General features: G+C 33.7%; 19 protein-coding genes and 1 other RNA gene. 16 read left to right on the top strand and 4 right to left on the bottom strand.

All coding sequences use genetic code 11. From position 1 onward, the window contains the following. Position 1: 1 nt before the first annotated feature. The 16 genes from ACZ446_RS09945 to ACZ446_RS09870 all read left to right on the top strand — a co-directional run bounded on the left by ACZ446_RS09945 (position 2) and on the right by ACZ446_RS09870 (position 19,176). Positions 2 to 1,186 (top strand): phosphoglycerate kinase, encoded by a 1,185-nt coding sequence (locus ACZ446_RS09945; protein WP_464392404.1) that lies wholly within the window; start codon positions 2 to 4, stop codon positions 1,184 to 1,186. A 56-nt stretch (positions 1,187 to 1,242) separates the two neighbouring features. Beyond that, on the top strand, positions 1,243 to 2,007 hold the full coding sequence (gene tpiA / locus ACZ446_RS09940) for a triose-phosphate isomerase (protein WP_464392403.1): 765 nt from the start codon (positions 1,243 to 1,245) through the stop codon (positions 2,005 to 2,007). Positions 2,008 to 2,042: 35 nt separating this feature from the next. Then, positions 2,043 to 3,587 (top strand): 2,3-bisphosphoglycerate-independent phosphoglycerate mutase, encoded by a 1,545-nt coding sequence (gene gpmI, locus ACZ446_RS09935; protein WP_464392402.1) that lies wholly within the window; start codon positions 2,043 to 2,045, stop codon positions 3,585 to 3,587. A 130-nt stretch (positions 3,588 to 3,717) separates the two neighbouring features. Further along, positions 3,718 to 5,004, top strand: a complete 1,287-nt coding sequence (gene eno, locus ACZ446_RS09930; protein WP_464392401.1) for a phosphopyruvate hydratase — start codon at positions 3,718 to 3,720, stop codon at positions 5,002 to 5,004. 173 nt (positions 5,005 to 5,177) lie between these two features. Continuing rightward, complete coding sequence (locus ACZ446_RS09925; protein WP_464392400.1) at positions 5,178 to 8,237, top strand: efflux RND transporter permease subunit; 3,060 nt, start codon at positions 5,178 to 5,180, stop codon at positions 8,235 to 8,237. 176 nt (positions 8,238 to 8,413) lie between these two features. Further along, the gene (gene secG / locus ACZ446_RS09920; protein WP_464392399.1) at positions 8,414 to 8,635 is read left to right on the top strand and encodes a preprotein translocase subunit SecG; all 222 of its coding nucleotides are present in this window, start codon (positions 8,414 to 8,416) and stop codon (positions 8,633 to 8,635) included. A gap of 186 nt (positions 8,636 to 8,821) precedes the next feature. Beyond that, a complete protein-coding gene (locus ACZ446_RS09915; RefSeq protein ID WP_464392398.1) occupies positions 8,822 to 10,774 on the top strand; it encodes a sodium-translocating pyrophosphatase in 1,953 nt (650 codons plus the stop codon). An 84-nt stretch (positions 10,775 to 10,858) separates the two neighbouring features. Next, on the top strand, positions 10,859 to 11,263 hold the full coding sequence (locus ACZ446_RS09910) for a PaaI family thioesterase (protein WP_464392397.1): 405 nt from the start codon (positions 10,859 to 10,861) through the stop codon (positions 11,261 to 11,263). Between the two features lie 63 nt (positions 11,264 to 11,326). Further along, positions 11,327 to 11,878, top strand: a complete 552-nt coding sequence (locus ACZ446_RS09905; protein WP_464392396.1) for an HDIG domain-containing metalloprotein — start codon at positions 11,327 to 11,329, stop codon at positions 11,876 to 11,878. A 94-nt stretch (positions 11,879 to 11,972) separates the two neighbouring features. Then, on the top strand, positions 11,973 to 14,120 hold the full coding sequence (rnr, locus tag ACZ446_RS09900) for a ribonuclease R (RefSeq protein ID WP_464392395.1): 2,148 nt from the start codon (positions 11,973 to 11,975) through the stop codon (positions 14,118 to 14,120). Between the two features lie 48 nt (positions 14,121 to 14,168). Further along, positions 14,169 to 14,651 carry an SsrA-binding protein SmpB gene (gene smpB, locus ACZ446_RS09895; RefSeq protein ID WP_464392394.1) on the top strand — a complete coding sequence of 161 codons (483 nt, stop codon included), beginning with the start codon at positions 14,169 to 14,171 and terminating at the stop codon, positions 14,649 to 14,651. A gap of 116 nt (positions 14,652 to 14,767) precedes the next feature. After that, positions 14,768 to 15,124, top strand: a transfer-messenger RNA (tmRNA) gene (gene ssrA, locus ACZ446_RS09890). 142 nt (positions 15,125 to 15,266) lie between these two features. Next, a complete protein-coding gene (locus tag ACZ446_RS09885) occupies positions 15,267 to 16,316 on the top strand; it encodes a cobalamin-dependent protein (protein ID WP_464392393.1) in 1,050 nt (349 codons plus the stop codon). Beyond that, positions 16,313 to 17,725 (top strand): GGDEF domain-containing protein, encoded by a 1,413-nt coding sequence (locus ACZ446_RS09880; protein WP_464392392.1) that lies wholly within the window; start codon positions 16,313 to 16,315, stop codon positions 17,723 to 17,725. The genes ACZ446_RS09885 and ACZ446_RS09880 overlap by 4 nt, the downstream gene beginning before the upstream one ends. A 23-nt stretch (positions 17,726 to 17,748) precedes the next feature. Further along, positions 17,749 to 18,858, top strand: a complete 1,110-nt coding sequence (locus ACZ446_RS09875) for a mechanosensitive ion channel family protein (protein ID WP_464392391.1) — start codon at positions 17,749 to 17,751, stop codon at positions 18,856 to 18,858. A 36-nt stretch (positions 18,859 to 18,894) separates the two neighbouring features. Further along, positions 18,895 to 19,176 (top strand): DUF503 domain-containing protein, encoded by a 282-nt coding sequence (locus ACZ446_RS09870; RefSeq protein WP_464392390.1) that lies wholly within the window; start codon positions 18,895 to 18,897, stop codon positions 19,174 to 19,176. On the opposite strand, the gene nagB is transcribed toward ACZ446_RS09870, so the two are convergent. From nagB to ACZ446_RS09850, 4 genes are all read right to left on the bottom strand, one after another. Further along, positions 19,144 to 19,914, bottom strand: a complete 771-nt coding sequence (nagB, locus tag ACZ446_RS09865) for a glucosamine-6-phosphate deaminase (RefSeq protein WP_464392389.1) — start codon at positions 19,912 to 19,914, stop codon at positions 19,144 to 19,146. The genes ACZ446_RS09870 and nagB overlap by 33 nt on opposite strands. Positions 19,915 to 19,954: 40 nt before the next feature. Then, positions 19,955 to 20,686 carry a GntR family transcriptional regulator gene (locus tag ACZ446_RS09860; protein ID WP_464392388.1) on the bottom strand — a complete coding sequence of 244 codons (732 nt, stop codon included), beginning with the start codon at positions 20,684 to 20,686 and terminating at the stop codon, positions 19,955 to 19,957. A 103-nt stretch (positions 20,687 to 20,789) separates the two neighbouring features. After that, complete coding sequence (locus ACZ446_RS09855; protein ID WP_464392387.1) at positions 20,790 to 21,353, bottom strand: chromate transporter; 564 nt, start codon at positions 21,351 to 21,353, stop codon at positions 20,790 to 20,792. A 2-nt stretch (positions 21,354 to 21,355) separates the two neighbouring features. Beyond that, the gene (locus ACZ446_RS09850; RefSeq protein ID WP_464392386.1) at positions 21,356 to 21,940 is read right to left on the bottom strand and encodes a chromate transporter; all 585 of its coding nucleotides are present in this window, start codon (positions 21,938 to 21,940) and stop codon (positions 21,356 to 21,358) included. Between the last annotated feature and the right edge of the window lie 245 nt (positions 21,941 to 22,185).

Here is a 22,185-nt window from a genome sequence, read left to right as displayed (position 1 = left end):
AATGAAAAAAACATTGAAAGATATGAATTTTAAGGGAAAGAAAGTTTTAGTTAGAGTGGATTTTAATGTTCCTTTAAAAGATGGGGTTGTTGGAGATAAAACTAGAATTAAAGCTGCCCTACCTACTATAGAGTATCTAATTAAAGAAGAGGCAAAAGTATTACTTATTTCTCACTTAGGTCGTCCAGGTGGAGAGCCTAAAGATGACTTAAGAATGGATCCAGTTGCTAAAGAACTGGCTAATTTATTAAACAAAGAAGTTAAAAAAGCTGATGACTGTATCGGTGAAGAAGTTAAAAAAGCAGCAGATAGTTTAGAAAATGGTGAAGTTCTATTATTAGAAAACAGCCGTTTTCATGCTGGTGAAAAGAAAAATGATCCAGAATTTGCAAAAGCACTGGCTTCACTTGCAGATCTTTATGTAAATGATGCTTTTGGTGCTGCTCATAGAGCACATGCAACAACAGTTGGTGTGACTGAGTACTTGCCAGCTGCTGCAGGTTTCTTAATGCAGAGAGAGTTAAATGCCTTAGGAGAAGTTATGGAAAATCCCGAAAGTCCTTTTGTGGCAATTATGGGTGGAGCTAAGGTTTCTGATAAAATTGATGTAATTAAAAACTTAATCAACAAAGTAGATAAATTAATTGTTGCTGGTGGAATTGCAAATACATTCCTACTGGCAAAAGGTTATGAAGTTGGAGATTCTTTAGTTGAAGCTGATAAAGCTGATCTTGCTAAAGAATTAATGAAAGAAGCTGAAGAAAAAGGAGTAGAAATTGTACTTCCGATTGATGTCGTAATTGCTGATGATTTCTCAAATGATGCAAATACTCAGATTGTAAATGCAGACGAAATTCCTGCAGGTTGGCAGGTTCTTGACTGTGGTGGCCCTAAGAGTTTAGAAAATTACAAGAAAATTATTAAAGATGCTAAAACAGTTATCTGGAACGGACCATTAGGTGTGTTTGAGATGGAGAAGTTTGCCCATGGTACTGTAGAATTGGCAAAAGCTTTAGCTGAATCAAACGCACATTCAGTAATTGGCGGTGGAGATTCTGCTGCTGCTATTAATCAGGCTGGTGTAGCTGATAAAATGAGCCATATTTCTACTGGTGGTGGAGCTTCACTAATGTTCTTTGAAGGTAAAGAACTTCCTGGTGTTGCTGCATTAGATGATGTTGAGTAAATATAGTCGAATCAAGATAATTGCTTTTTAAGCAAAATTTGAGGAGGAATATTAAAATGCGTAAACCATTTATTTGTGGAAATTGGAAAATGAATAAAAATGTTGAAGAAGCAGAAGCAATGATAACTGCTTTAAAAGATAAAGTTAAAGCTGTAGATAATGTTGAAATGGGTATTTGCCCTACAGCTCTATGTTTAACTACAGTTAAAAAAGCTGCTGAGGGTAGTGCTCTTGTTACGGGTGCTGAAAATATTTACTGGAAAGATTCCGGAGCTTATACCGGAGAAATCTCTGCTAAGATGCTGGCTGACAGTAATATCGAATATACTATTGTTGGTCACTCTGAAAGACGAGAAATCTTTGGTGAAAGTGACTATGAGGTAAATAAAAAAGTTTTATCTGCACTTTCACATGGTGTGAAGCCTATTGTCTGTGTTGGAGAAACTTTAGAAGAAAGAAAAGCTGATCAAATTGAAGCAAAGGTTAATTTTCAGGTAGATTCTGCTCTGGCAGGATTAAGTGAAGAAGAAGTTGAAGATGTGGTAATTGCTTATGAACCAATCTGGGCAATTGGTACAGGTGAGACCGCTTCTGCTGAAGAAGCTAACCGTGTAATTGGAATTATCAGAGAAAATATCAGAAAAGAATATCCTGAAGCTGCTGATAAGATTAGAATTCAGTATGGTGGTAGTGTTAAGCCCCATAATGTAGAAGAAATTATGGCTCAGGATGAGATTGATGGAGCTTTAGTTGGTGGAGCCAGCTTAGAAGCAGACTCTTTTTCTGAGATTATCTTAAAAACTGCCGAAATCTATAAGTAAATAAGTAAATAAGTAAGATTATAAGGAGGATTATTATGGCAAGACCTAAACCACTGGCCCTGATTATTGCTGATGGGCTGGGAATAAATGAAAATGCAGAAGGGAATGCTGTCTACCAGGCAGATACTCCTTTCTTAGATAAACTAGATAAAGATTATCCACACTCAATTTTAAAGCCATCCGGAGAGGCTGTTGGCCTTCCGGAAGGTCAGATGGGTAACTCTGAGGTTGGACACCTAAATATTGGTGCCGGCCGCATAGTTTATCAGGATTTTACAAGGATTAATAAAGCTGTAGAAGAAAAACACTTACTGGAAAATGAAGTGCTGAAAAAAGCCGTAGACCATGCTAAAGAAAATGATGGTGCTCTGCATTTAATCGGACTTTTATCTGATGGAGGTGTGCACAGCCATATCAAACATCTTTTTGGTTTAATTGAGATGGCTGATCGGGCTGGTTTAGAAAAAGTATATATTCATCCTATTCTGGATGGAAGAGATACTCCACCTGCCAGTGGAACCGGTTATCTAAAGGAACTTCAGGAAGAATTGGATGAAGTTGGAATTGGTAAGATAGCTACTGTCAGCGGCCGTTATTATACAATGGATCGTGATAATCGCTGGGAGCGAACTAAAAAATCATATGATATGTTAGTTCTGGGTGAAGGAAATAAAGCTGAAGATGCTGTAGAAGCAGTAGAGGCATCTTATGCAGAAGATGTAGAAGATGAGTTTGTTGTGCCGACAGTAATCACAGAAAATGGTGAACCAGTTGGTCCAATGGAGGACCATGATTCTGTAATCTTCTTTAACTTTAGAGCTGATAGAGCGCGTCAAATTACTAAAGCCTTAACTATTGACGGTTTTGATGGCTTTGAACGAGCTCCAGAACATCCAAAAGATCTTTATTATGTTACCATGACAGAATATGATGAAGAATTTGATTTACCAGTTGCTTTTGAGCCGGTAGAAATTGAAGACGGTCTGGGTGAGGTTTTAAGTCGGGAAGGTTTAAAACAGCTCAGAATTGCTGAAACAGAAAAATATGCTCATGTAACTTTCTTCTTTAATGGAGGAGTTGAGGAGCCTAATGAAGGTGAAGATAGAATTTTAATTCCTTCACCACAGGTTGCAACTTATGATCTGCAGCCGGAGATGAGTGCTTATGAAGTAACAGATAAACTCTTAGAAAAAATTGAAGCCGAAGAGTATGATGTGATAATCCTAAACTATGCTAATATCGATATGGTTGGACATACTGGTTATATGGATGCAGCTATAAAAGCTGTAGAAACTGTAGATGAATGTCTTTCTAGATTGGTACCAGCTATTCTAGAAAAAGGCGGCCAGGCTTTAATAACTTCTGATCACGGTAATGGTGAACAAATGCAGGAAAAAGATGGTTCTCCATTTACAGCCCATACAGCAAACATTGTTCCACTATATTATGTAGGTGGACCAGGGGATAAGGGTATTGCATCAGGTAAATTAGCTGATCTTGCTCCAACAATGTTAGAAATTCTTGGAATTGAAAAACCAGAATTAATGACTGGAGAATCATTAATTATAGATAACCAGTAATTTATAATAAAATTACTTCGGTTTAATCTATCTAGATATTAAATATTAATCAGCGGGGACAGTCTTACTGTTCCTGCTAAAATAAACCTAAATTAGTTTTATTGTAAAATTATAAGGAGGTCAATTAATAATGTTAAACACAACAATAGTAGAAGTTTATGCAAGAGAAATTTTAGATTCACGAGGTAACCCAACTGTAGAAGTAGAAGTAGTATTAGAAGATGGTACTTATGGTAGAGCAGCTGTACCTTCTGGAGCTTCAACTGGTGAATACGAAGCTGTAGAATTAAGAGATGGTGGCGACCGCTATATGGGTAAGGGTGTTTTAGATGCTATTGATAATGTAAATGAAGTAATTGCACCTGAGTTAGTTGGTTTAGATGTTCGCGATCAAGTAGATATTGACAACTTAATGCGCGAATTAGATGGTACTCCTAACAAAGGTAAATTAGGTGCCAATGCTATTTTAGGTGTATCAATGGCAGTTGCTAAAGCAGCGGCTAATGCTACAGGAACCCAGTTATATAATTATATTGGGGGAATGAATGCTAAAACTCTTCCAGTACCAATGATGAATATTTTAAATGGTGGAGAACATGCTGACAACAATGTTGACTTACAGGAGTTTATGATTATGCCTGTTGGTGCAGTAAGCTTCCGCGAAGCTCTGCAGATGGGTGCAGAAGTTTATCACAACTTAAAGAAAGTACTGCAGGAAAAGGGTTTAGGAACGGGTGTTGGTGATGAAGGTGGATTTGCACCTGACTTAGGTTCTAACGAAGAAGCACTGCAGGTTATTGTAGAAGCTATCGAAGCAGCAGGTTATGAAGCTGGAGAAGACTTCTATCTTGCTATTGATGCAGCAGCATCTGAAATTTATAAAGATGGTAAATACGATCTAGCTGGAGAAGGTGTCAAAAAGACTTCAGAAGAAATGGTAGATTTCTATGCAGAGTTAATTGACAAGTATCCAATTATTTCACTTGAAGATGGTCTTGATGAAGATGACTGGGAAGGTTGGGCTCAGTTAACAGAACGTTTAGGTGACCGTCTGCAGATTGTTGGAGATGACCTCTTTGTTACTAATGTAGAGAGACTAAGCAGAGGTATTGAAGAAGGTAGTGCTAACTCAATCTTAATTAAAGTTAATCAAATTGGTTCTTTAACTGAGACTTTAGATACAATTCAGATGGCCACAAGAGCAGGGTTTACTTCTGTTGTATCTCACCGTTCTGGTGAAACAGAAGATGTAACAATTGCTGATCTTGTAGTGGCAATGAATACTGGTCAGATTAAAACTGGTGCACCTGCTCGTTCTGAGCGTGTTGCTAAGTATAATCAGCTTCTTAGAATTGAAGAAAGCCTGGGCGATGCAGCACAGTATGCTGGTAAAGAGGCATTCTTTAGTATTAAGTAGATTAAATTTTAAATAAAGATAGAAAGACCGGGTGGATTTATTTCTGCCTGGTCTTTTTTTAAATGATAAAAAAACTTTTTATACCTATTATTTGAAATATTTGCTTGAATATATTTAAATTGTGGACTATAATTTAGATACTGGAATGTAAAGTCATTTGAAAGGGTAAAAAAATGAAAATTTCAAATTTTGCTATTTCACGTGCTGTTACCACAACAATGTTAATTTTATTAATTGTTATTATTGGGCTTGTTGCTTTTTCAAATTTAAAAATTGATCTTTATCCAGACATAACATTTCCGGGAGCAGCTGTTGTAACAACTTATGAAGGAGTAGGTTCGGAAGAAATTGAGAATTTATTAACAAGACCTTTAGAAAGTGCAATTGCTACAGTTGAAGGTGTAAAAAGCATTAATTCTGTTTCCTCAATGGGGCAGTCAACAATTGTTGCGGAATTTAATTGGGGTACTGACATGGATTTTGCTGTTCAAAATCTAAGAGAGCAAACTGATTTAATAAATAGTGCAGTTTTACCAGATGCTGCTGACAGTCCACTTATTTTTAAATTTGATCCTGCAATGTTTCCAATTATGATCTATGGTTTAAGTTCAGATAATCTGGAGTTATATCAGCTCAAAAAAGAAGTTGAAGATACTATTGCACCTGAATTAGAGCGTCTTCCAGGAGTTGCTCAGGTTAATGTTCAGGGAGGTTTGGAAAGAGAAATTATTGTTTCTCTCAGTCGAGAAAAACTTAATTTTTATAATTTAGATTTGAATACAGTTAATAATATTTTATTAAATGAGAATTTAAATATTTCTGCTGGAGAGATTAAACAGGGAAATAAAGATTTATTGGTAAGAGCTGTTGGTAAATTTGAGAGTTTAGAAGATATTAGAAATATAAATATTCCGGTTGGAAACAGTGGTAAGTTAAAGTTAGGGGAAATTGGAGAAGTTAGAGATGGTTTTGCTGATCCAGTAACTATTTCTCGCTCTAACCAAAAGGACAGTGTTATCTTATATATTCAAAAACAAGCTGATGCAAACACAGTTGAAGTTGCAAATAGTGTTAGAAATCAGATGGAAAATATTCGAAATGATTATCCTGGTTTAAATTTTTTTCTTGGTATGGACCAATCTGAATTTATTCAAAATGCCATTGATAACGTAAGCCAAAATGCTTTATTAGGTGGATTATTGGCTGTAATTATTCTATTTCTATTTTTAAGGAATATTCGAAGTACAATTATAATAGCAACAGCAATTCCAGTTTCAATAATAGCTACCTTTGTTTTGATGTATTTTGCAGAGATTAATTTGAATATTATTTCTCTGGGGGGGCTTGCTCTTGGGGTTGGAATGCTTGTAGATAATGCAATTGTTGTTTTAGAAAATATTTACCGCTATAGAACTATGGGAGAAGGCAGAATTGAATCTGCTAAAGAAGGAAGTTCAGAAGTTGGGATGGCAATAACAGCTTCAACGATGACTACAGTAGTAGTTTTTATGCCAGTTTTATTTGTAGAAGGACTTGCCGCCAGGTTATTTAAAGATTTAGCTTTTACAGTTGCCTTTTCACTTTTAGCTTCATTACTTGTTGCTTTAACTTTGATCCCAATGCTTGCTTCAAAAATTTTAAAAATAAGCGAGAAAGAGTTTAAAAGACAGCAAAAAGAGGGCAGGATTATAAGTTTATATAGATTTTTTTTAAGAAAGGCTTTAAAACACCGCTGGATAGTAGTTCTAATTTTAATTATTTCTTTAATCGGGAGTTTCCTGCTGCTGCCGCAGATTGGTTTTGAATTTATGCCAGCTGCTGATCAGGGGTCTTTTGCTATTTCTTATACTTTACCAGTTGGAACTTCACTTTCGGAATCTAATAAAGCAGCAGTTGAAATAGAAAGTTTATTAGCTGAAATTCCTGAAGTTGGTATTATTATGACGACTGTAGGTACTCCAGATATGATGCAGGGAATAAGCAGCAGTAATAGCGGTTCAATTAATGTTGATTTAATTGATTTATCTGAACGCGATAGATCTATAGACCAGGTTATGGAAGAAATTAGAGAAAAAGTTAACATTCCAGATCTTCAACTAACTGTAGCCAGTCAAAGTGGAATGGGCGGTCAGGAAAAACCTGTGAACATTAAAATTAAAGGAAATGATCTGGAAATTTTAAAAGAATATAGTGCTTTAGTTGTTAAAGAAATTGAAGATGTTAGGGGTTTAAGGGAGATTGAAGATAGTTTTGAAGCAGGAAGGCCAGAACTGCAGGTCAAAATCAACCGGGCAATTGCTTCTGAGTTTTCTGTTAATTTGAGACAGCTGGCTTCGACTGTGCGAAATGCAATTAGTGGAACCACAGTTAGCAAATATGAAGTTGAAGGAGAAGAATATGATATTAGGGTTAGAGTTGATGAAAAAGATTTTAATTCATTAAATCAGCTGATTAATCTTAATATAATAAATAATCAGGGTATAAAAATACCACTTCAGCGTCTAGCAGAATTTGAGTTGATAGAGGGCCCAGCTGAAATTTTAAGAATCAACCAGCAGCGATATGCAGAAATTACAGCAGATTTATTTAATAGAGACTTAGGTAGTGTGATGACCGATATAAGAACTAATCTATCAGACTTTGAACTTCCAGCGGGATATGAAATTAGCTATGAAGGTCAATTCGAAGATTTAAACGAATCATTTACTGCTCTAGGCTATGCCTTTTTGCTTTCAGTTATTTTGATTTATATGGTGATGGCCTCACAATTTGAATCTTTGATTCATCCGTTTATTATTATGTTTACTATTCCACTGGCAGTTATTGGTGTGATATTCGCAATGTATATAACTTCTAATGTTATTTCAGTGGCTTCTTTAATCGGATTAATTACTTTGGCCGGAATTGTTGTTAATAATGCGATTGTAATGGTTGATTATATTAACCACCTTAGAAGAGAGGGAAGCAGTAAACTAGAGGCAATTATTAGTTCGGGTACTGTCAGATTTAGACCGATTATGATGACCGCTTTAACAACAATTCTTGCTCTACTTCCAATTACTATAGGAATTGGAGAGGGTTCAGAGCTCTCACAGCCAATAGGAATGGTAATTGTTAGTGGTTTATCTTTTGCTACTTTTTTAACTTTGTTTATTATTCCAATATTTTATTCTTTGATTACAGATTTAAAAGAAATAATTATTGAAAAAATTAATAAAACAAACAGGAAATAGTTTTCTAGAAAAATATAATTGTTCAATTATTAAAATCTTAGGCAGGATAAAGCTTTTGATTCTGATTTTTGGCTATATAATATTGTATTTTTGTAGTTTATGTGTTAAAATTAAAGTTGTGTTGAATTATGTATATTTAGCAATATTTTACTTAACTATTTGGAGGTGAGATTAAAATGTTTGTACTCAAAATTTTACATTTTATTATAGCGATTGGAGTAATTGTAGGTGTTCTGCTGCAGTCAGGTAAAAGTGCTGGTTTATCTGGAGCCATAGATGGTGGTGCTACAACCTTTTTTGGTAAATCAGGAAAAAAGATGGAGGATAAAATCAGTAAGGCTACAACTGTTGCTGCAATTTTATTTATGATTAATTCTTTAATCTTAGCTATATTTTAAACTTCATACTTAAGTAATAATTAATAAAAAGTTACTTTATAAGCTTAAAGATTTATTAAAAAATAAATCATCTAATTATAATAATAGGGGATTTTTTAAATTTTATTTAGTAAACCAAAATATGATGCTGGCAAATGCCAGCATTTATAAGAAATTAAAAATATTAATTAATAAGGAGGTTGGTGCATGAATTTTTATACACCACTAGCAGGAATAATTGCGTTAATTTTTGCTTTTATACTTGCTGGAAAAGTAAAAAAAGAAAGTATGGGAACAGATAGAATGGCCGAGTTATCAGATGCAATCAATGAGGGGGCTATGGCTTTTTTAGGACGCGAATACAAGATGTTAACTGTATTTGTAGCCGCAGTAGCTGTAATTATGGCAGTTGTTCCTAATCTAGGTTGGCAGTATGCTGCATCATTTATTTTAGGTGCACTTTTTTCTGCTTTAGCTGGATTTATTGGAATGCAGATTGCAACTCAGTCAAATGCTAGAACAACTAATGCAGCTCAGTCTGGTTTGAATGCTGCTTTAAAAGTTGCGTTTTCTGGTGGTACTGTAATGGGAATGTCTGTTGTTGGTTTAGGAACTTTAGGTCTTGGAATCTTATATATGTTTTTTTCTCATAATGTAGAATTTATTAGAGGTTTTGCTTTTGGAGCCAGTTCTATTGCTTTATTTGCCCGTGTTGGTGGCGGTATTTATACCAAAGCTGCTGATGTTGGTGCTGACTTAGTTGGTAAAGTAGAGGCTGGAATTCCGGAAGATGATCCCCGTAACCCTGCTGTTATTGCTGATAATGTTGGTGATAATGTTGGTGATGTTGCAGGTATGGGAGCTGATTTATTTGAATCATATGTTGGTTCAATTGTAGCTGCTATGACTTTAGGAGCTGCTTTAAGTGTGGATCATGTTTTACTACCAATGTTAATTGCTGCTTTAGGAATCATTGCTGCTATAATAGGTACTCGTTTTGTTAGAGCTAAAGAGGGTGGAAATCCTGCAAAAGCTTTAGAAAGAGGAACAATGAGTGCAGCTGGAATTACTATTGTTGGAGCTTACTTTTTAGTTACTGCATTAACTGGAGAAATTGGTATTTTTATAGCAATCATAGCTGGTCTAATTGCAGGAACCTTAATTGGTAGAATTACTGAATACTATACTTCTGAACACTATGGACCGGTAAAACATATAGCTCGTCAGTCACAGACCGGTACAGCAACTAACATAATTAGTGGATTATCTGTTGGTATGAGAAGTACAGCACTTCCAATTTTAGTTATTGCAATTGCTATTTATCTGGCTTATAATTTTGCCGGTCTTTATGGTATTGCAATGGCTGCTGTAGGAATGCTCTCTACAACTGGTATCACTTTATCAGTAGATGCATATGGCCCTATTGCTGATAATGCTGGAGGAATTGCTGAAATGGCAGAACTTGATTCATCAGTCAGAGATATTACTGATAAACTAGACTCTGTTGGTAATACAACAGCTGCTATGGGTAAAGGTTTTGCAATTGGTTCTGCTGCTTTAACAGCATTATCACTATTCGCAGCTTTCTCACAGGCAGTTGGTTTAGAGTCTATCTCACTGACTAATCCACAGGTAATTATTGGACTCTTCCTGGGAGCTATGCTTCCTTTCCTATTTTCCGCAATTACTATGGAAGCTGTTGGTAAGGCTGCAGGAGAAATGATCGAAGAGGTGAGAAGACAGTTTAAAGAAATGCCGGGTATTATGGAAGGAACTCAGAAACCTGATCACAGAAAATGTGTTGATATCTCAACAACAGCTGCTTTAAAAGAAATGATCTTACCAGGTCTTTTGGCAGTAGTTGTTCCAGTTATAGTAGGACTTTGGGATGTTCAGGCACTTGGTGGTCTTTTAGGTGGAGCTCTTTCTTCTGGTGTGCTTTTAGCTATTATGATGGCTAACTCCGGTGGTGCCTGGGATAATGCTAAAAAATATATTGAATCAGGAGCATTTGGAGGCAAGGGTACAGAAACCCATGCGGCTTCTGTTGTTGGTGATACAGTAGGAGATCCATTTAAAGATACCTCTGGTCCTTCTTTAAATATTTTGATCAAATTAATGACTATTGTTTCACTTGTATTTGCTCCTTTATTCATGTAAAATTAATATAGTAGTAAAGGATTAACCACCCTCCTTGTAGTTGATGCTGCTGGGAGGGTTTTTCTATAGAAAGGTAGTGATTTAATGACTGAAGTCGATGATAAAATGTGTTTTGCCTGCGGCCAAGAAAACCCAATATCACTGGGGCTTAAATTTGAAGAAATTGACTCAGATAGTGTTCGCGGAGAATTTACTCCAGGTAAAAATCATCAGGGATATGATGGTATAATGCATGGAGGACTGATTGCAACACTGCTGGATGAAGCAATGGCCTATGTAATTGGTTTTAAAGAAATTAAAGCATTTACTGCAGAGCTAAATGTTAGGTTCAGAACTGCAGTTGAGATCGGAAAACAATTAGAGATAATTGGAAAATTTAAAGGGTCTAAAAAAAGTTCTATTGCCAATGTTTATTATACTGAGGCAGAAATTTATGATGAGGAAGGTAATTTAAAGGCAAAAGCAAAAGCAAAATTTATGGAGGCTTAAAGTAGATTTCGATATTTTTTAAATTATATAAGATCACTAAATATATTACGAGGAGGAATTATTATGCAGAGAGATGAAGCGCTGGAGCTGATGCAGGAAAATATTAAACAAAAGAATTTACGTAAACACTGTTTGGCAGTAGAAGCAGTAATGGCCGATTTAGCAAATTATTTTGATAAAGATGAACATAACTGGAGATTAGCCGGATTGTTACACGACATTGATTATGAAGATACTGCTGATCAGCCAGAAAAACATAGTCAAGTTGGAGCAGATATGCTGGCTGAAATGGGAATGGAGGCTAAAATAGTTGATGCTGTTAGAGCACATAATGGAATGCATGAGCTGCCCAGAAAGACAATGATGGCTAAAGCTTTGTATGCAGCCGATCCCTTAACAGGATTAATTGTTGCTTCAGCTTTAATCCATCCTGATAAAAAACTTGAATCACTTGATACAGAATTTGTTTTAAATCGTTATGGAGACAGCTCTTTTGCCAAAGGTGCAGACAGAGAGGTAATTGCTTCTTGTAAAGAAATGGACTTAGAACTGAAAGAATTTATTGGTCTTTCTTTATCAGCAATGAAAGCTATTTCTGATGATTTGGGGCTTTAAATAATAGTTTTTCAAGTTTTAACTACAAATTAGCAGCTGCAAATTAGGATAGAATTAGGCTCAGAATCACCAAAAAGATTGGGGATGATTATTAATGAGTGCAAGGAGTCAATTGTTAAAAAGATTGAGGGAAGATGTTCATCGTCCACTGAGTAAAGAAGAAATTTTTCAAAAGTTTGAGATTGCTAAAGAACAGCAGCAGATCTTTTCTGATTTACTGGATGATTTAATTAAATCAGGTCAAATTTTTAAAAACTCCCAGGGTTTATATGGAGTGCCGGAAAAGTTTAATTTAATTGGGGGTAGAATTGAAAAAATTGCCTCAGGTAATGCTTTTTTAATTCCAGATGATCCAGCGAAAGATGATATTTATATTTCTTCAGCAAATATGAATGGAGCTATGCATAATGATAAGGTATTTGTGCGTCCTGTTCGTTCTGATCGAGGTAAGAGTCAGGCGGGAGAAGTTGCAGAAATAATTGAAAGAGTTAATAAACAAGTAGTGGGTAATTTAGAAAAATATAAAAATTATGGTTTTTTAATACCAGATAATAAAAGAATTTGCAATGATATTTTTATCCCACCGGAAGCTTTAAATAATGCGCAAAATGGGCAGAAAGTTGTTGCTAAAATAACCCGCTGGCCGGAAAAAAACAGAAATCCAGAGGGAGAAATAATAGAAATCCTGGGTGATAAAGATGATGCAGGAGTAGATATTGAAGCGATAATTAGACAGCTCGACTTGCCAGGAGAGTTTCCCAAAAAGGTTTTGAAACAGATCGAAAATATTCCTGATCAGGTTAGTCAAGAAACAGTTGAAAAAGATGCTGAGCGAATCGATTTAAGAAATCTTAAGCTGGTAACTATTGATGGTGCGGATGCCAAAGATTTAGATGATGCTGTTTCTATAGAAAAATTAAGTTCTGATGTATATAAATTGGGGGTTCATATTGCTGATGTTAGTCATTATGTGACAAAGGACAGCCCGCTTGATGATGAAGCTTATTCTCGAGCAACCAGCATTTATTTAGTTGATCGAGTCATTCCAATGCTGCCTAGAAAACTTTCAAATGGAATCTGCAGCTTAAATCCTCAAGTAGATAGATTAACTATGTCTGTTTTCATTGAATATAAGCTAAGGGGAAAACATGGAATAGAAATTATTGACCACCAGATTACTAAATCAGTAATTAATTCCAATCATCGCTTAACTTATGATGAAGTACAGAATATTTTAGAAAATGAACAGAGTCCTGAAAGAAATAAATACAGTGATTTTGTCGAAGAGCTGGAAATGATGAATGAGTTGCGATCTAGACTCCGTCAAAATCGTTTTGAAGAGGGGAGTATGGACTTTAACTTTACTGAAGTTAAGGTTGAACTTGATGAAGAAGGACATCCTATTAATTTAAAGAAAAGGCGCCATCGAGAGGCAGAACAATTAATTGAGGAATTTATGATTGCAGCTAATAGAGTGGTTGCTGCTGAAATGTCATGGCGAGAGATGCCTTTTATTTATCGAGTTCATGAAGAACCAGATTTAGATCGGATGCAGCAGTTTAATGAGTTTATTCATAACTTTGGTTATCGTTTAAAAGGGGTAAAAAATGGAGTTCACCCTCGGGCTCTGCAGGAAATTTTAGAAGATGTAAGAGATACTAAGGAAGAAAAAATTATTGAAACAGTAATGCTGCGCTCATTGAAAAAAGCAGTTTATTCTGAGAAAAATATAGGTCATTTCGGACTTGGAATAACTCACTATAGTCATTTTACTTCTCCAATCAGACGTTATCCAGATCTGACAGCACATCGGATTATTAAAGAAACTATAACTGAAGGATATTTAAGTGAAGAACGCCAGGATGAGTTGGATAGTGAGCTTCCTAAAATTGCTGACCACTGTTCACTTCAGGAAAGGCGAGCAATGGATGCAGAAAGAGATTCCGTTGATTTAAAGAAGATTGAGTTTATGGAAGATAAAATTGGTGAAGAATTTGAAGGAATTATCAGTGGAATAACTGGTTTTGGAATATTTGTTGAGTTGGAAAATACTGTAGAAGGTTTGGTTCATATTAAAAATCTTCGCGATGATTACTATCATTATGATCAGGAAAAATATCATTTAATTGGAGAAAGAACTAAAAAGATTTATAGAATTGGCGATGAAGTTCGAATTAAAGTTGCTAAGGTCAATCAAGATGAGAGAGAACTCGATTTTGAGTTATTAGAGAAAATAGACTAAAATAGACTGGTAGAAACTTTAGAAAAAGAGATTAAGGAAGTGATAGTCATGGCTAAAAACAAAGATAATGAGATAGAGATTATTTCTAGAAATAAAAAGGCCAGACATGATTTTTATATAGAAGAGACTTATGAAGCTGGAATTATACTCAAAGGGACAGAAATTAAATCTATTAGAAATCATAGAGTTAATTTAAAGGATAGTTTCGCTCTGGTAGAAAATGGAGAAGTTTATCTTCATAATATGCATATAAGCCCTTATAAAGAGGGTAACCGTTATAACCATGAACCAGAAAGAAAAAGAAAGCTCCTGCTGCATAAAAATGAGATCAGAAAGTTAATTGGTTATACAACCCAAAAAGGGTATACACTGGTTCCTCTGACTCTTTATTTAAAGAAAAACCTCTGCAAAGTTGAACTTGCAGTTGCAAAAGGTAAACAACAGCATGATAAAAGAAGAGATATTGCTAAGAAAACTGCCAAAAGAGAAATGGAAAAGGCATTTAGACGCAGTCAAAAAGGAGATTATTAATTTTAACTAAGGTTTATTTGATTATTATTGATCCTGGATTGAGGCAGTCAAAATAATGTTTGACATTTTCTGACCTTTACGTTATAATAATTATGCTGAAAAGAAATATCTATTCAGGGGGTGTTCTGGCTTCGCCTGGATAGTGAACCTTTTAGAAGCGGGTCGAGGAGTTCCTTTCACTCGTTAAACACTGGGAAATATAAAATTATCTGCAAACGATAATAATTACGCTTTAGCTGCCGCGTAGGCAGTTAACGCCTGAGCGGGTCCTGTCTGTGGAGTCGTTTCAGGTGTCATAAAAAGCAGACTAACCTTCTTCTGATGTCTGTAGGAAGAAGGGACATTTAACAGGCTGGCAGTAAATAATCCAGTTCAGCGGAGTGTTTACTGTGAGATTAGAAGCTGAACTAAACTCGTAGAAACTACTGGGTGAGCTATTCAGTACGTGGGTTCGACTCCCACCACCTCCACCATTAATATCCACAATATAATTAATTTTTTAAACAAAGAACCTGTACTTAGGGTTCTTTTTTTGTTTATTTACATAAAAGCAGGAAATATCATTGAAATCTTTAATATATATAAGTAGAAGCTAGAAGAAATGAGGAGATTCTTATGTCCAAAAAAGAGATAAAAGATTATATTTTAAATAATAGGGAAGATCTGATTGATAAAATAATGGATGAACAGTTTAATTTGATGCCAGAATTGAAAGAGAAATATGATAAAAAGGATCTTGAAAAAAGTAAAAGTGATATTTCTTATAATTTAAATTACCTGGCCCAGGCAGTATTAGCAAATGAAGTTAATATCTTTTCTAATTATTATAACTGGCTTTATACAGTCTTGAAAGAAAGAGGGGTTAGAGCTGAAGTTTTAAAAACTCATCTAGAAGCAGTTAGACAGGTATTGAAAGAAGAGTTATCAGAAGAGAATTTGAAAATAATAGAGAGTTATCTAACTGCTGCAGCAGAAAGCATAGAAAAACCTAAAAATCATTATCAATCTTTTATAACAGAAGCTAATGACTTCGCTGACGAAGCAAAAGAATATTTCTCATTTTTATTAGATATGGAAAGAGAAAAGGCTGTAAGTTTTATTTTGAATTTAGTTGAGAGTGGAACAGCTGTAGAAGATATTTATCTTAAAATATTTCAGCCGACTCAGTATGAGATTGGGCGGTACTGGCAGCTTAATAAAATAAGTGTTGCTCAGGAGCATTATGCAACTTCTGTAACTCAACTTGCGATGTCACAGCTTTATCCTAAGATATTTAATTCTTTTGCCAAGGGGAAGAAAGCATTAACAACTTGTATTGGTGATGAACTGCATGAACTGGGGATTAGAATGGTTGCTGATTTATTGGAGTTAAATGGATGGGATACAATTCACCTGGGTTCAAATACTCCCACCTCAGAAATTTTAGATATAATTGTAAAAAAAGAAATTGATCTATTAGCTCTTTCTGCAACTTTGCCTAAGCAGTTAGAGAAAACAAGAAATTTAATTAAAGCAATTCGTCAGGATGATAATCTGAAGCAGTTAAAAGTTTTGGTTGGCGGAAGAATTTTCATACAGAATGACAGGCTCTGGCAAAAAATTGGTGCCGATGGATTTGCAGTCGATGCAAAAGAAGCAGTAAAGATGGCTGATTCACTCTTATGATAAAAAATAATAAATTAAAAAATGGCTTTATTATTAAGATGGATGCTGACAGTCAAATTCAAGAAGTTATTTTTAATTCTTTAGCAGCAGATATAAATTTCAACAGAGAAAATCTAACTAAATTTATTGAAAAAGGAAGCTTAAAGAAATATTTCGATTTATTAAATGAAGCGAAAGAAAATGAAGTTATTTTTGGAAGAGAAATTGATCTTAAAATCAGGGGTAAAAGAGAATCATATGTTTTTACTATCTTAAATAATCTTGATGAGGAAAATATTGTTATAGCAGCTAATCAATCAGAAGATTTAATTAAGTATTACGAAGAGTTAATGAAGATCAATAATGAATATGTAAATACGTTAAGATCCAATACCAAAGAAAAAATTGATAACAGTCGACCAACTAGTGATGAAGAAATATATAATGAGATGAGCAGATTAAATAACGAATTAGTTAATCTGCAGCGTCAATTAAATAAACAAAATTCTCTCTTAAAAGCAGAAAAAGAAAAGTACAGAATAACTTTAGAAAGTATTGCTGAAGGTGTAATAACAGCTGATAATGAGAATAAAATTGTTTATTTAAATTCTAAAGCAGAAGAAATGTTAGATTGGTCATTAGAAAAGGCAAAAGGAAAAAAATGCAGTAGTGTTTTTAAATTATTTATAAAAAATAACAATGGTTATAACTTAGAAATGATTTCTGAATCTGATTCAGAAGCAGCAGTTTCAGAGGTTTTTTTATCTTCTTTATTAAAAGAAAAGAGTGAAATTAATAATCAGGAAGCTCTTTTGACTCCTAGAAATGATCAATCTTTTCCAATAGAATTTTCTGCAGCAAAAATAGAAGAAAGTAAGGGAAAAGTAATTATATTTAGAGATATTAGTGAGCGAAAAGATACTGAAAGACGCTTGAAAAAATATGCCTCAACTGATTTACTGACTGAAGTTTTAAATCGAAGAGCTGGCTTGAAATATTTGCAGAAAGAAATGAATTTTGTTGAGTTAAATAATTATACTTTGGCAATAATTTTTATTGATGTCAATGATTTAAAATTAGTTAATGATAATTTTGGCCATCAGGAGGGGGATAAATTGCTGCAGCAGGTAAGCGATATTTTACAGCAGTCTATAAGAAGAAATGATAAGGTTGTACGGCTTGGTGGAGATGAATTTCTTTTAATTTTACCTCAGAGTAATAAAGCAGCAGCTGAAAAGATTTGGGAGAGAATTCAGAAAGAATTTGAAAAAGTTTCAGTTGAAAATGAAAAGAACTATAAGATCTCAGTAAGTCATGGTGCAGTAGAGTACAGTCCTGATTATAAAAAAAGTTTAGATCAATTAATAAAAAAAGCAGATAAATTGATGTATGAGGAAAAGAAAAAAATAAAATCTGAAAGAACTGATTAAATACTGTTGAGGAGGCTTTTAGAATGAGACAAATTGATTTAACAACAATAATTTTAAACAACAGCATCGAAAATTATATTTTAGCTGTTATTTTTTTAGCAGCAGTTTATTTTTCTGTTAAAATATTTGACAGATTTATCTTAAAAAAAATGGATCTATTAATTAAAAGATTTTCTCAGTCCTTTTCGAAGCTTTTGAAAAAAATTATTAAGAGAAGAATTTATCCTCTTTTATATTTATTAGCCTTTTTTCTTGCTTTTAGGCAGTTAGAAACAGTTCCTCAGCTTGACAATTTTGTTAACTTGATTTTAATGATATTAACTGTTATTTTTATTGTTTTAACACTGCTGGATATTATAAGCTATAGTTTGAAAAAATATTGGGCTAAAAAAGATAGAAGTGAAGAGCAGTTAAAAGTCTTAAATGTTACTTTGTTTTTAATTAAAATTTTAATTTGGACCATTGCTTTAATATTTGTTCTTGATAATTTAAATATTCAAATAACAGGTCTGGTTACCGGACTTGGTATTGGTGGTATTGCTATTGCTTTTGCAGCGCAGAGTGTGTTAACAGATCTTTTTAATTATTTCACTATATTTTTTGATAAACCTTTTGATATAGGAGATTTTATTATTACTGGAAATTATAAAGGTACAATAGAACATATAGGGATTAAAACAACCAGGCTCAGGAGTTTAAGTGGTGAGCAGTTAATAATTTCAAATACTGATTTGGTTAATTCTAGAATCAATAATTATAAGAGAATGCAGAGAAGGAGAATAAATTTTAATTTTGGTTTAACTTATGATACACCACTTTGGAAAATCAAAGAGATCCCAGGGATTATAGAGGAGATTATCAAGTCAATAGAAAAGACTGAGTTTGACCGAGCCCATTTTGCTCAGTATGCTGAATCATCACTTCTTTTTGATGTAGTGTATTTTGTCAAAGATAGTGATTATAAAACGTATATGGATATTCAGCAGCAGATTAATTTTAAATTAAGAGAGAAAATGGATGAACTAGAGGTTAGTTTTGCCTTTCCAACTCATACTATTCATTTAAATGAAGATAAAAGACTTGAAAGTAGAATTGTAAATAGTGAAAAATCAGCAGTTAAAGAAAATGATTAAATCTTAAAAATAAGACTAAAAAGAGGTGCTGATTAGATGTTAATTGCCAGCTGTGAATTTAAATTATATATACCTGGTGCTTCAACATTAAAAGACAAGAGAAAGATAGTAAAAAGTTTGCTGCAGAAAAGTAAAAACAAATTTGAGTTCTCTGCAGCAGAAGCAGATGCTCAGGATTATATCCAAACTGCAGTTCTTGGTGTGGCAGCAGTGGGTAATGATTATAATTATCTTCAGAGTAAAATGGATAAATATCTTGATTTTATTGAATCATTTCCTGAATTTTTAGTCACAGATTTCGAAGTGACAATCAGCTGATAGTTGATCTTGATTAATTAAAGAAGCAGCTTCCTGATCAAGTAAGATAGTTATTTCCGGGTGGGTTTGGAGCAGTGAGGCTGGAATTTGAGTTGAAATTTTTCCACTAACAGTTTTTTGGATAGCCTCAGCTTTATTTTTACCGCTAGCCAGTAAAATTATTCTATCAGCTTTTAAGATTGTTGCCATTCCCATTGAGATTGCTTTTTTGGGGACTTCATCTATGCTGTCAAAATATCTGCTGTTGGCCTCAATTGTTTCATCAGTTAAGTCTACAACTTCTGTTGCTACATTCAAACTTTCAGCTGGCTCGTTAAAACCTATATGTCCATTAGAGCCAATTCCTAAAATCTGAAGGTCAATACCCCGTGCTTTTTTTATAGACTTTTCGTAATTTCTGCACTCCTCTTCGAAATCTTCAGCTCCTCCATTAGGAATATGAATATTTTCATTTTTTATATTAACTTCATTAAAAAAATTATTATACATATAATAGTGGTAACTATTTGGATGATCATCTTCTAAACCACAATATTCATCCAGATTAAAACTCTGAACCTCACTAAAATCAACTTCATCTTTTTTATACATTTTAATTAATTTATCATACATTGCCAGAGGAGTCCCTCCAGTAGCTAAACCCAAGTTACTATTTGGTTTAAGAGTTATTTGACTGGCCACCATTAAAGCAGCTTTTTTACTCATTGACTGATAATTTTTTTCTACAATAATTCTCATTTTTACACATCCCTTTTTAATATACTTTCACTATTTGGAGCTATTCTAAATCAAATTTAAATTTGAATTTATAATTATCATTTCTATAATAAGCAGAAGTATACTCTATTATTTCATTATTTATATCTTTGCTTATTTGCTCAAAATAGAGTCCTAATAGTCCTTCTTTAACCTGCATTTTTTCTGCGATTTTATTATTTAGTATTACAGATTCTATTTCTGCTTCTGCTGTACTGAGTCGAATGTTGTATTTATTTTTAATCATTTTAAAAAGAGAATTATTTTCAAGGTCCTCTTTTTTTAAATCATTAAATTTTTTAGCAGAAAGATAGGTGTTTTCTAATAAAAACGGCTGATTTTCTATTAGCCTCAACCTCTCTATTTTAAAAATATCATGGTTTTCTAGAAGTTCGAGTTTTAAGGCAATATTTTTATCTCTAACCTTAGAAAAATCTAAAATTTTGCTATTATAATCCAATCCCTTTTTTTCCATCTCTTTAGTAAAGCTCAGAAGAGGTGATATACTATAGCTTTCTTTATAATTAGAAACAAATGTTCCGCTACCCTGCTTTCGAATCAGATAACCATTGTCAACTAAAATATCGACAGCTTTTTTAACTGTCATTCTGCTAATATTATGATATTCTGCCAATTCTCTTTCTGAAGGAAGCTTTTCGTCAACCATAAATTCTTCATTTTTAATTGCTGTTAAAATACTTTCTTTTAACTGATAATAGAGTGGTAAAGGGCTGTTTTTATTAATTTCTTTCATATAATCCTCCTATTTAGGAATATACAACATGTGGTCTATACCAATTATATTATAAAAAATTATTATCTGCAAGCTGAAATTCAGATAATAATTTAATTTTAACTTAAAATTTAAAAATAATACCAATTACTGCTGCACAAATAATATAAACTATTGGATGCTGCTTGAATTTCCTAACTGCAGCAAAAATAAGAATCAATAAGAATAAAGACTTATAGTCAAAAAAATCTACTATATTATGATTCAGCTGTAGTTTACTTAACTCAAAGAGCCCTCCCTGAGCTAATTCAAAAGCTGCTGAAGCAATTAAACCAGCTACGGCTGGTCTGATACCACTAAAGGCTGATTCAACAAGTGGATGCTCATTAAACTTTTGAAAATAGTGGGCAATTATAATAATTATAATAATAGAAGGTGCAGCCAAACCTAATGTTGCAGTAATACCGCCAGAAACACCAGTAGTATTATACCCTATAAAAGTAGCGGTATTAATTCCAATTGCACCTGGAGTTGATTCCGAAATTGCTATCATATTCAGCAGCTCTTCCGCTGTCATCCAGCCATATTTAACTATTAAATCCTGCAAAAAGGGTAGAGCAGCTAACCCTCCTCCAAGTGCAAATAAACCAACTTTAAAAAACTCAAAAAATAAGGTCAAATATATCATAATTAATCACTATCCTTACTTTCAGTTTTATAGATTTGATAAGCTTTCCGCAGATTGCCACGTAAATATTGAATTAAAATACCAGATCCAGCAGCTCCCAAAACTACAAAAACCGGTGAAATATTAAAAATTACAAGTAGTAAAAAAGCCAGCAAAAATAAGAAAAGACTAAATTTGCTTTTATCAGATTTCTGCCACATTTTAATAACAATATCAATAATTAAGGCTACTACAGCAATTTGAACGGCTGCAAAGGCATGTTGAAAAGTATTAATTTCCTGAAAACGCTTAAAAAATGAAGCGATAAGGGTTATAATAAATAGAGAGGGGAAAATAAAACCAGCTGTCGCTGCAAGAGCTCCTTTGATTCCCATTAGGCTGTAGCCGGTCATTGTCGCGGTATTAACAGCTATGATTCCCGGTGTACTCTGTCCAATTGCATAATAATTATAAATATCTTTTTCTTTAATCCAGCCTAAATTATCAACTAGCTCTCTTTTTATGATTGGCAGCATGGCATAACCACCTCCAAAAGTGAAGGATCCGATTTTAAAAAAGATTAAGAAAATCTTAAGTGTTTTTGTCACTGCTTGATCAACCTCCGGCTAATATTATAACATATAAAAAAAGCTAAAGCTAAAAAGTTTAGTAAAATAGTTAACAAATCCTATTTAACCTTGATAATAAAGAGGATAATAAATTTTTTTAGAGAATAAATATATATAACCTTTAATTAATTATTTAAGAAACTGAAAGGGGGTTTTTCTTATGGCAGAAATAGTAGGAATTATTGTGATAGTTTGGGCCCTTGTTTACTTTTTTGATAGAATGG

The organism is Halanaerobium sehlinense, from assembly GCF_055379485.1.
The sequence above is the reverse complement of the archived record's forward strand: the minus strand, read 5'-3'. Positions and strand labels throughout refer to the sequence as shown.

What these genes read in the sequence shown, in the direction of transcription:
- ACZ446_RS09945 (WP_464392404.1), top strand. Translation starts at nt 2, where the DNA reads ATGAAAAAAACATTGAAAGATATGAATTTTAAGGGAAAGAAAGTTTTA.
- tpiA (WP_464392403.1), top strand. Translation starts at nt 1,243, where the DNA reads ATGCGTAAACCATTTATTTGTGGAAATTGGAAAATGAATAAAAATGTT.
- gpmI (WP_464392402.1), top strand. Translation starts at nt 2,043, where the DNA reads ATGGCAAGACCTAAACCACTGGCCCTGATTATTGCTGATGGGCTGGGA.
- eno (WP_464392401.1), top strand. Translation starts at nt 3,718, where the DNA reads ATGTTAAACACAACAATAGTAGAAGTTTATGCAAGAGAAATTTTAGAT.
- ACZ446_RS09925 (WP_464392400.1), top strand. Translation starts at nt 5,178, where the DNA reads ATGAAAATTTCAAATTTTGCTATTTCACGTGCTGTTACCACAACAATG.
- secG (WP_464392399.1), top strand. Translation starts at nt 8,414, where the DNA reads ATGTTTGTACTCAAAATTTTACATTTTATTATAGCGATTGGAGTAATT.
- ACZ446_RS09915 (WP_464392398.1), top strand. Translation starts at nt 8,822, where the DNA reads ATGAATTTTTATACACCACTAGCAGGAATAATTGCGTTAATTTTTGCT.
- ACZ446_RS09910 (WP_464392397.1), top strand. Translation starts at nt 10,859, where the DNA reads ATGACTGAAGTCGATGATAAAATGTGTTTTGCCTGCGGCCAAGAAAAC.
- ACZ446_RS09905 (WP_464392396.1), top strand. Translation starts at nt 11,327, where the DNA reads ATGCAGAGAGATGAAGCGCTGGAGCTGATGCAGGAAAATATTAAACAA.
- rnr (WP_464392395.1), top strand. Translation starts at nt 11,973, where the DNA reads ATGAGTGCAAGGAGTCAATTGTTAAAAAGATTGAGGGAAGATGTTCAT.
- smpB (WP_464392394.1), top strand. Translation starts at nt 14,169, where the DNA reads ATGGCTAAAAACAAAGATAATGAGATAGAGATTATTTCTAGAAATAAA.
- ACZ446_RS09885 (WP_464392393.1), top strand. Translation starts at nt 15,267, where the DNA reads ATGTCCAAAAAAGAGATAAAAGATTATATTTTAAATAATAGGGAAGAT.
- ACZ446_RS09880 (WP_464392392.1), top strand. Translation starts at nt 16,313, where the DNA reads ATGATAAAAAATAATAAATTAAAAAATGGCTTTATTATTAAGATGGAT.
- ACZ446_RS09875 (WP_464392391.1), top strand. Translation starts at nt 17,749, where the DNA reads ATGAGACAAATTGATTTAACAACAATAATTTTAAACAACAGCATCGAA.
- ACZ446_RS09870 (WP_464392390.1), top strand. Translation starts at nt 18,895, where the DNA reads ATGTTAATTGCCAGCTGTGAATTTAAATTATATATACCTGGTGCTTCA.
- nagB (WP_464392389.1), bottom strand. Translation starts at nt 19,914, where the DNA reads ATGAGAATTATTGTAGAAAAAAATTATCAGTCAATGAGTAAAAAAGCT.
- ACZ446_RS09860 (WP_464392388.1), bottom strand. Translation starts at nt 20,686, where the DNA reads ATGAAAGAAATTAATAAAAACAGCCCTTTACCACTCTATTATCAGTTA.
- ACZ446_RS09855 (WP_464392387.1), bottom strand. Translation starts at nt 21,353, where the DNA reads ATGATATATTTGACCTTATTTTTTGAGTTTTTTAAAGTTGGTTTATTT.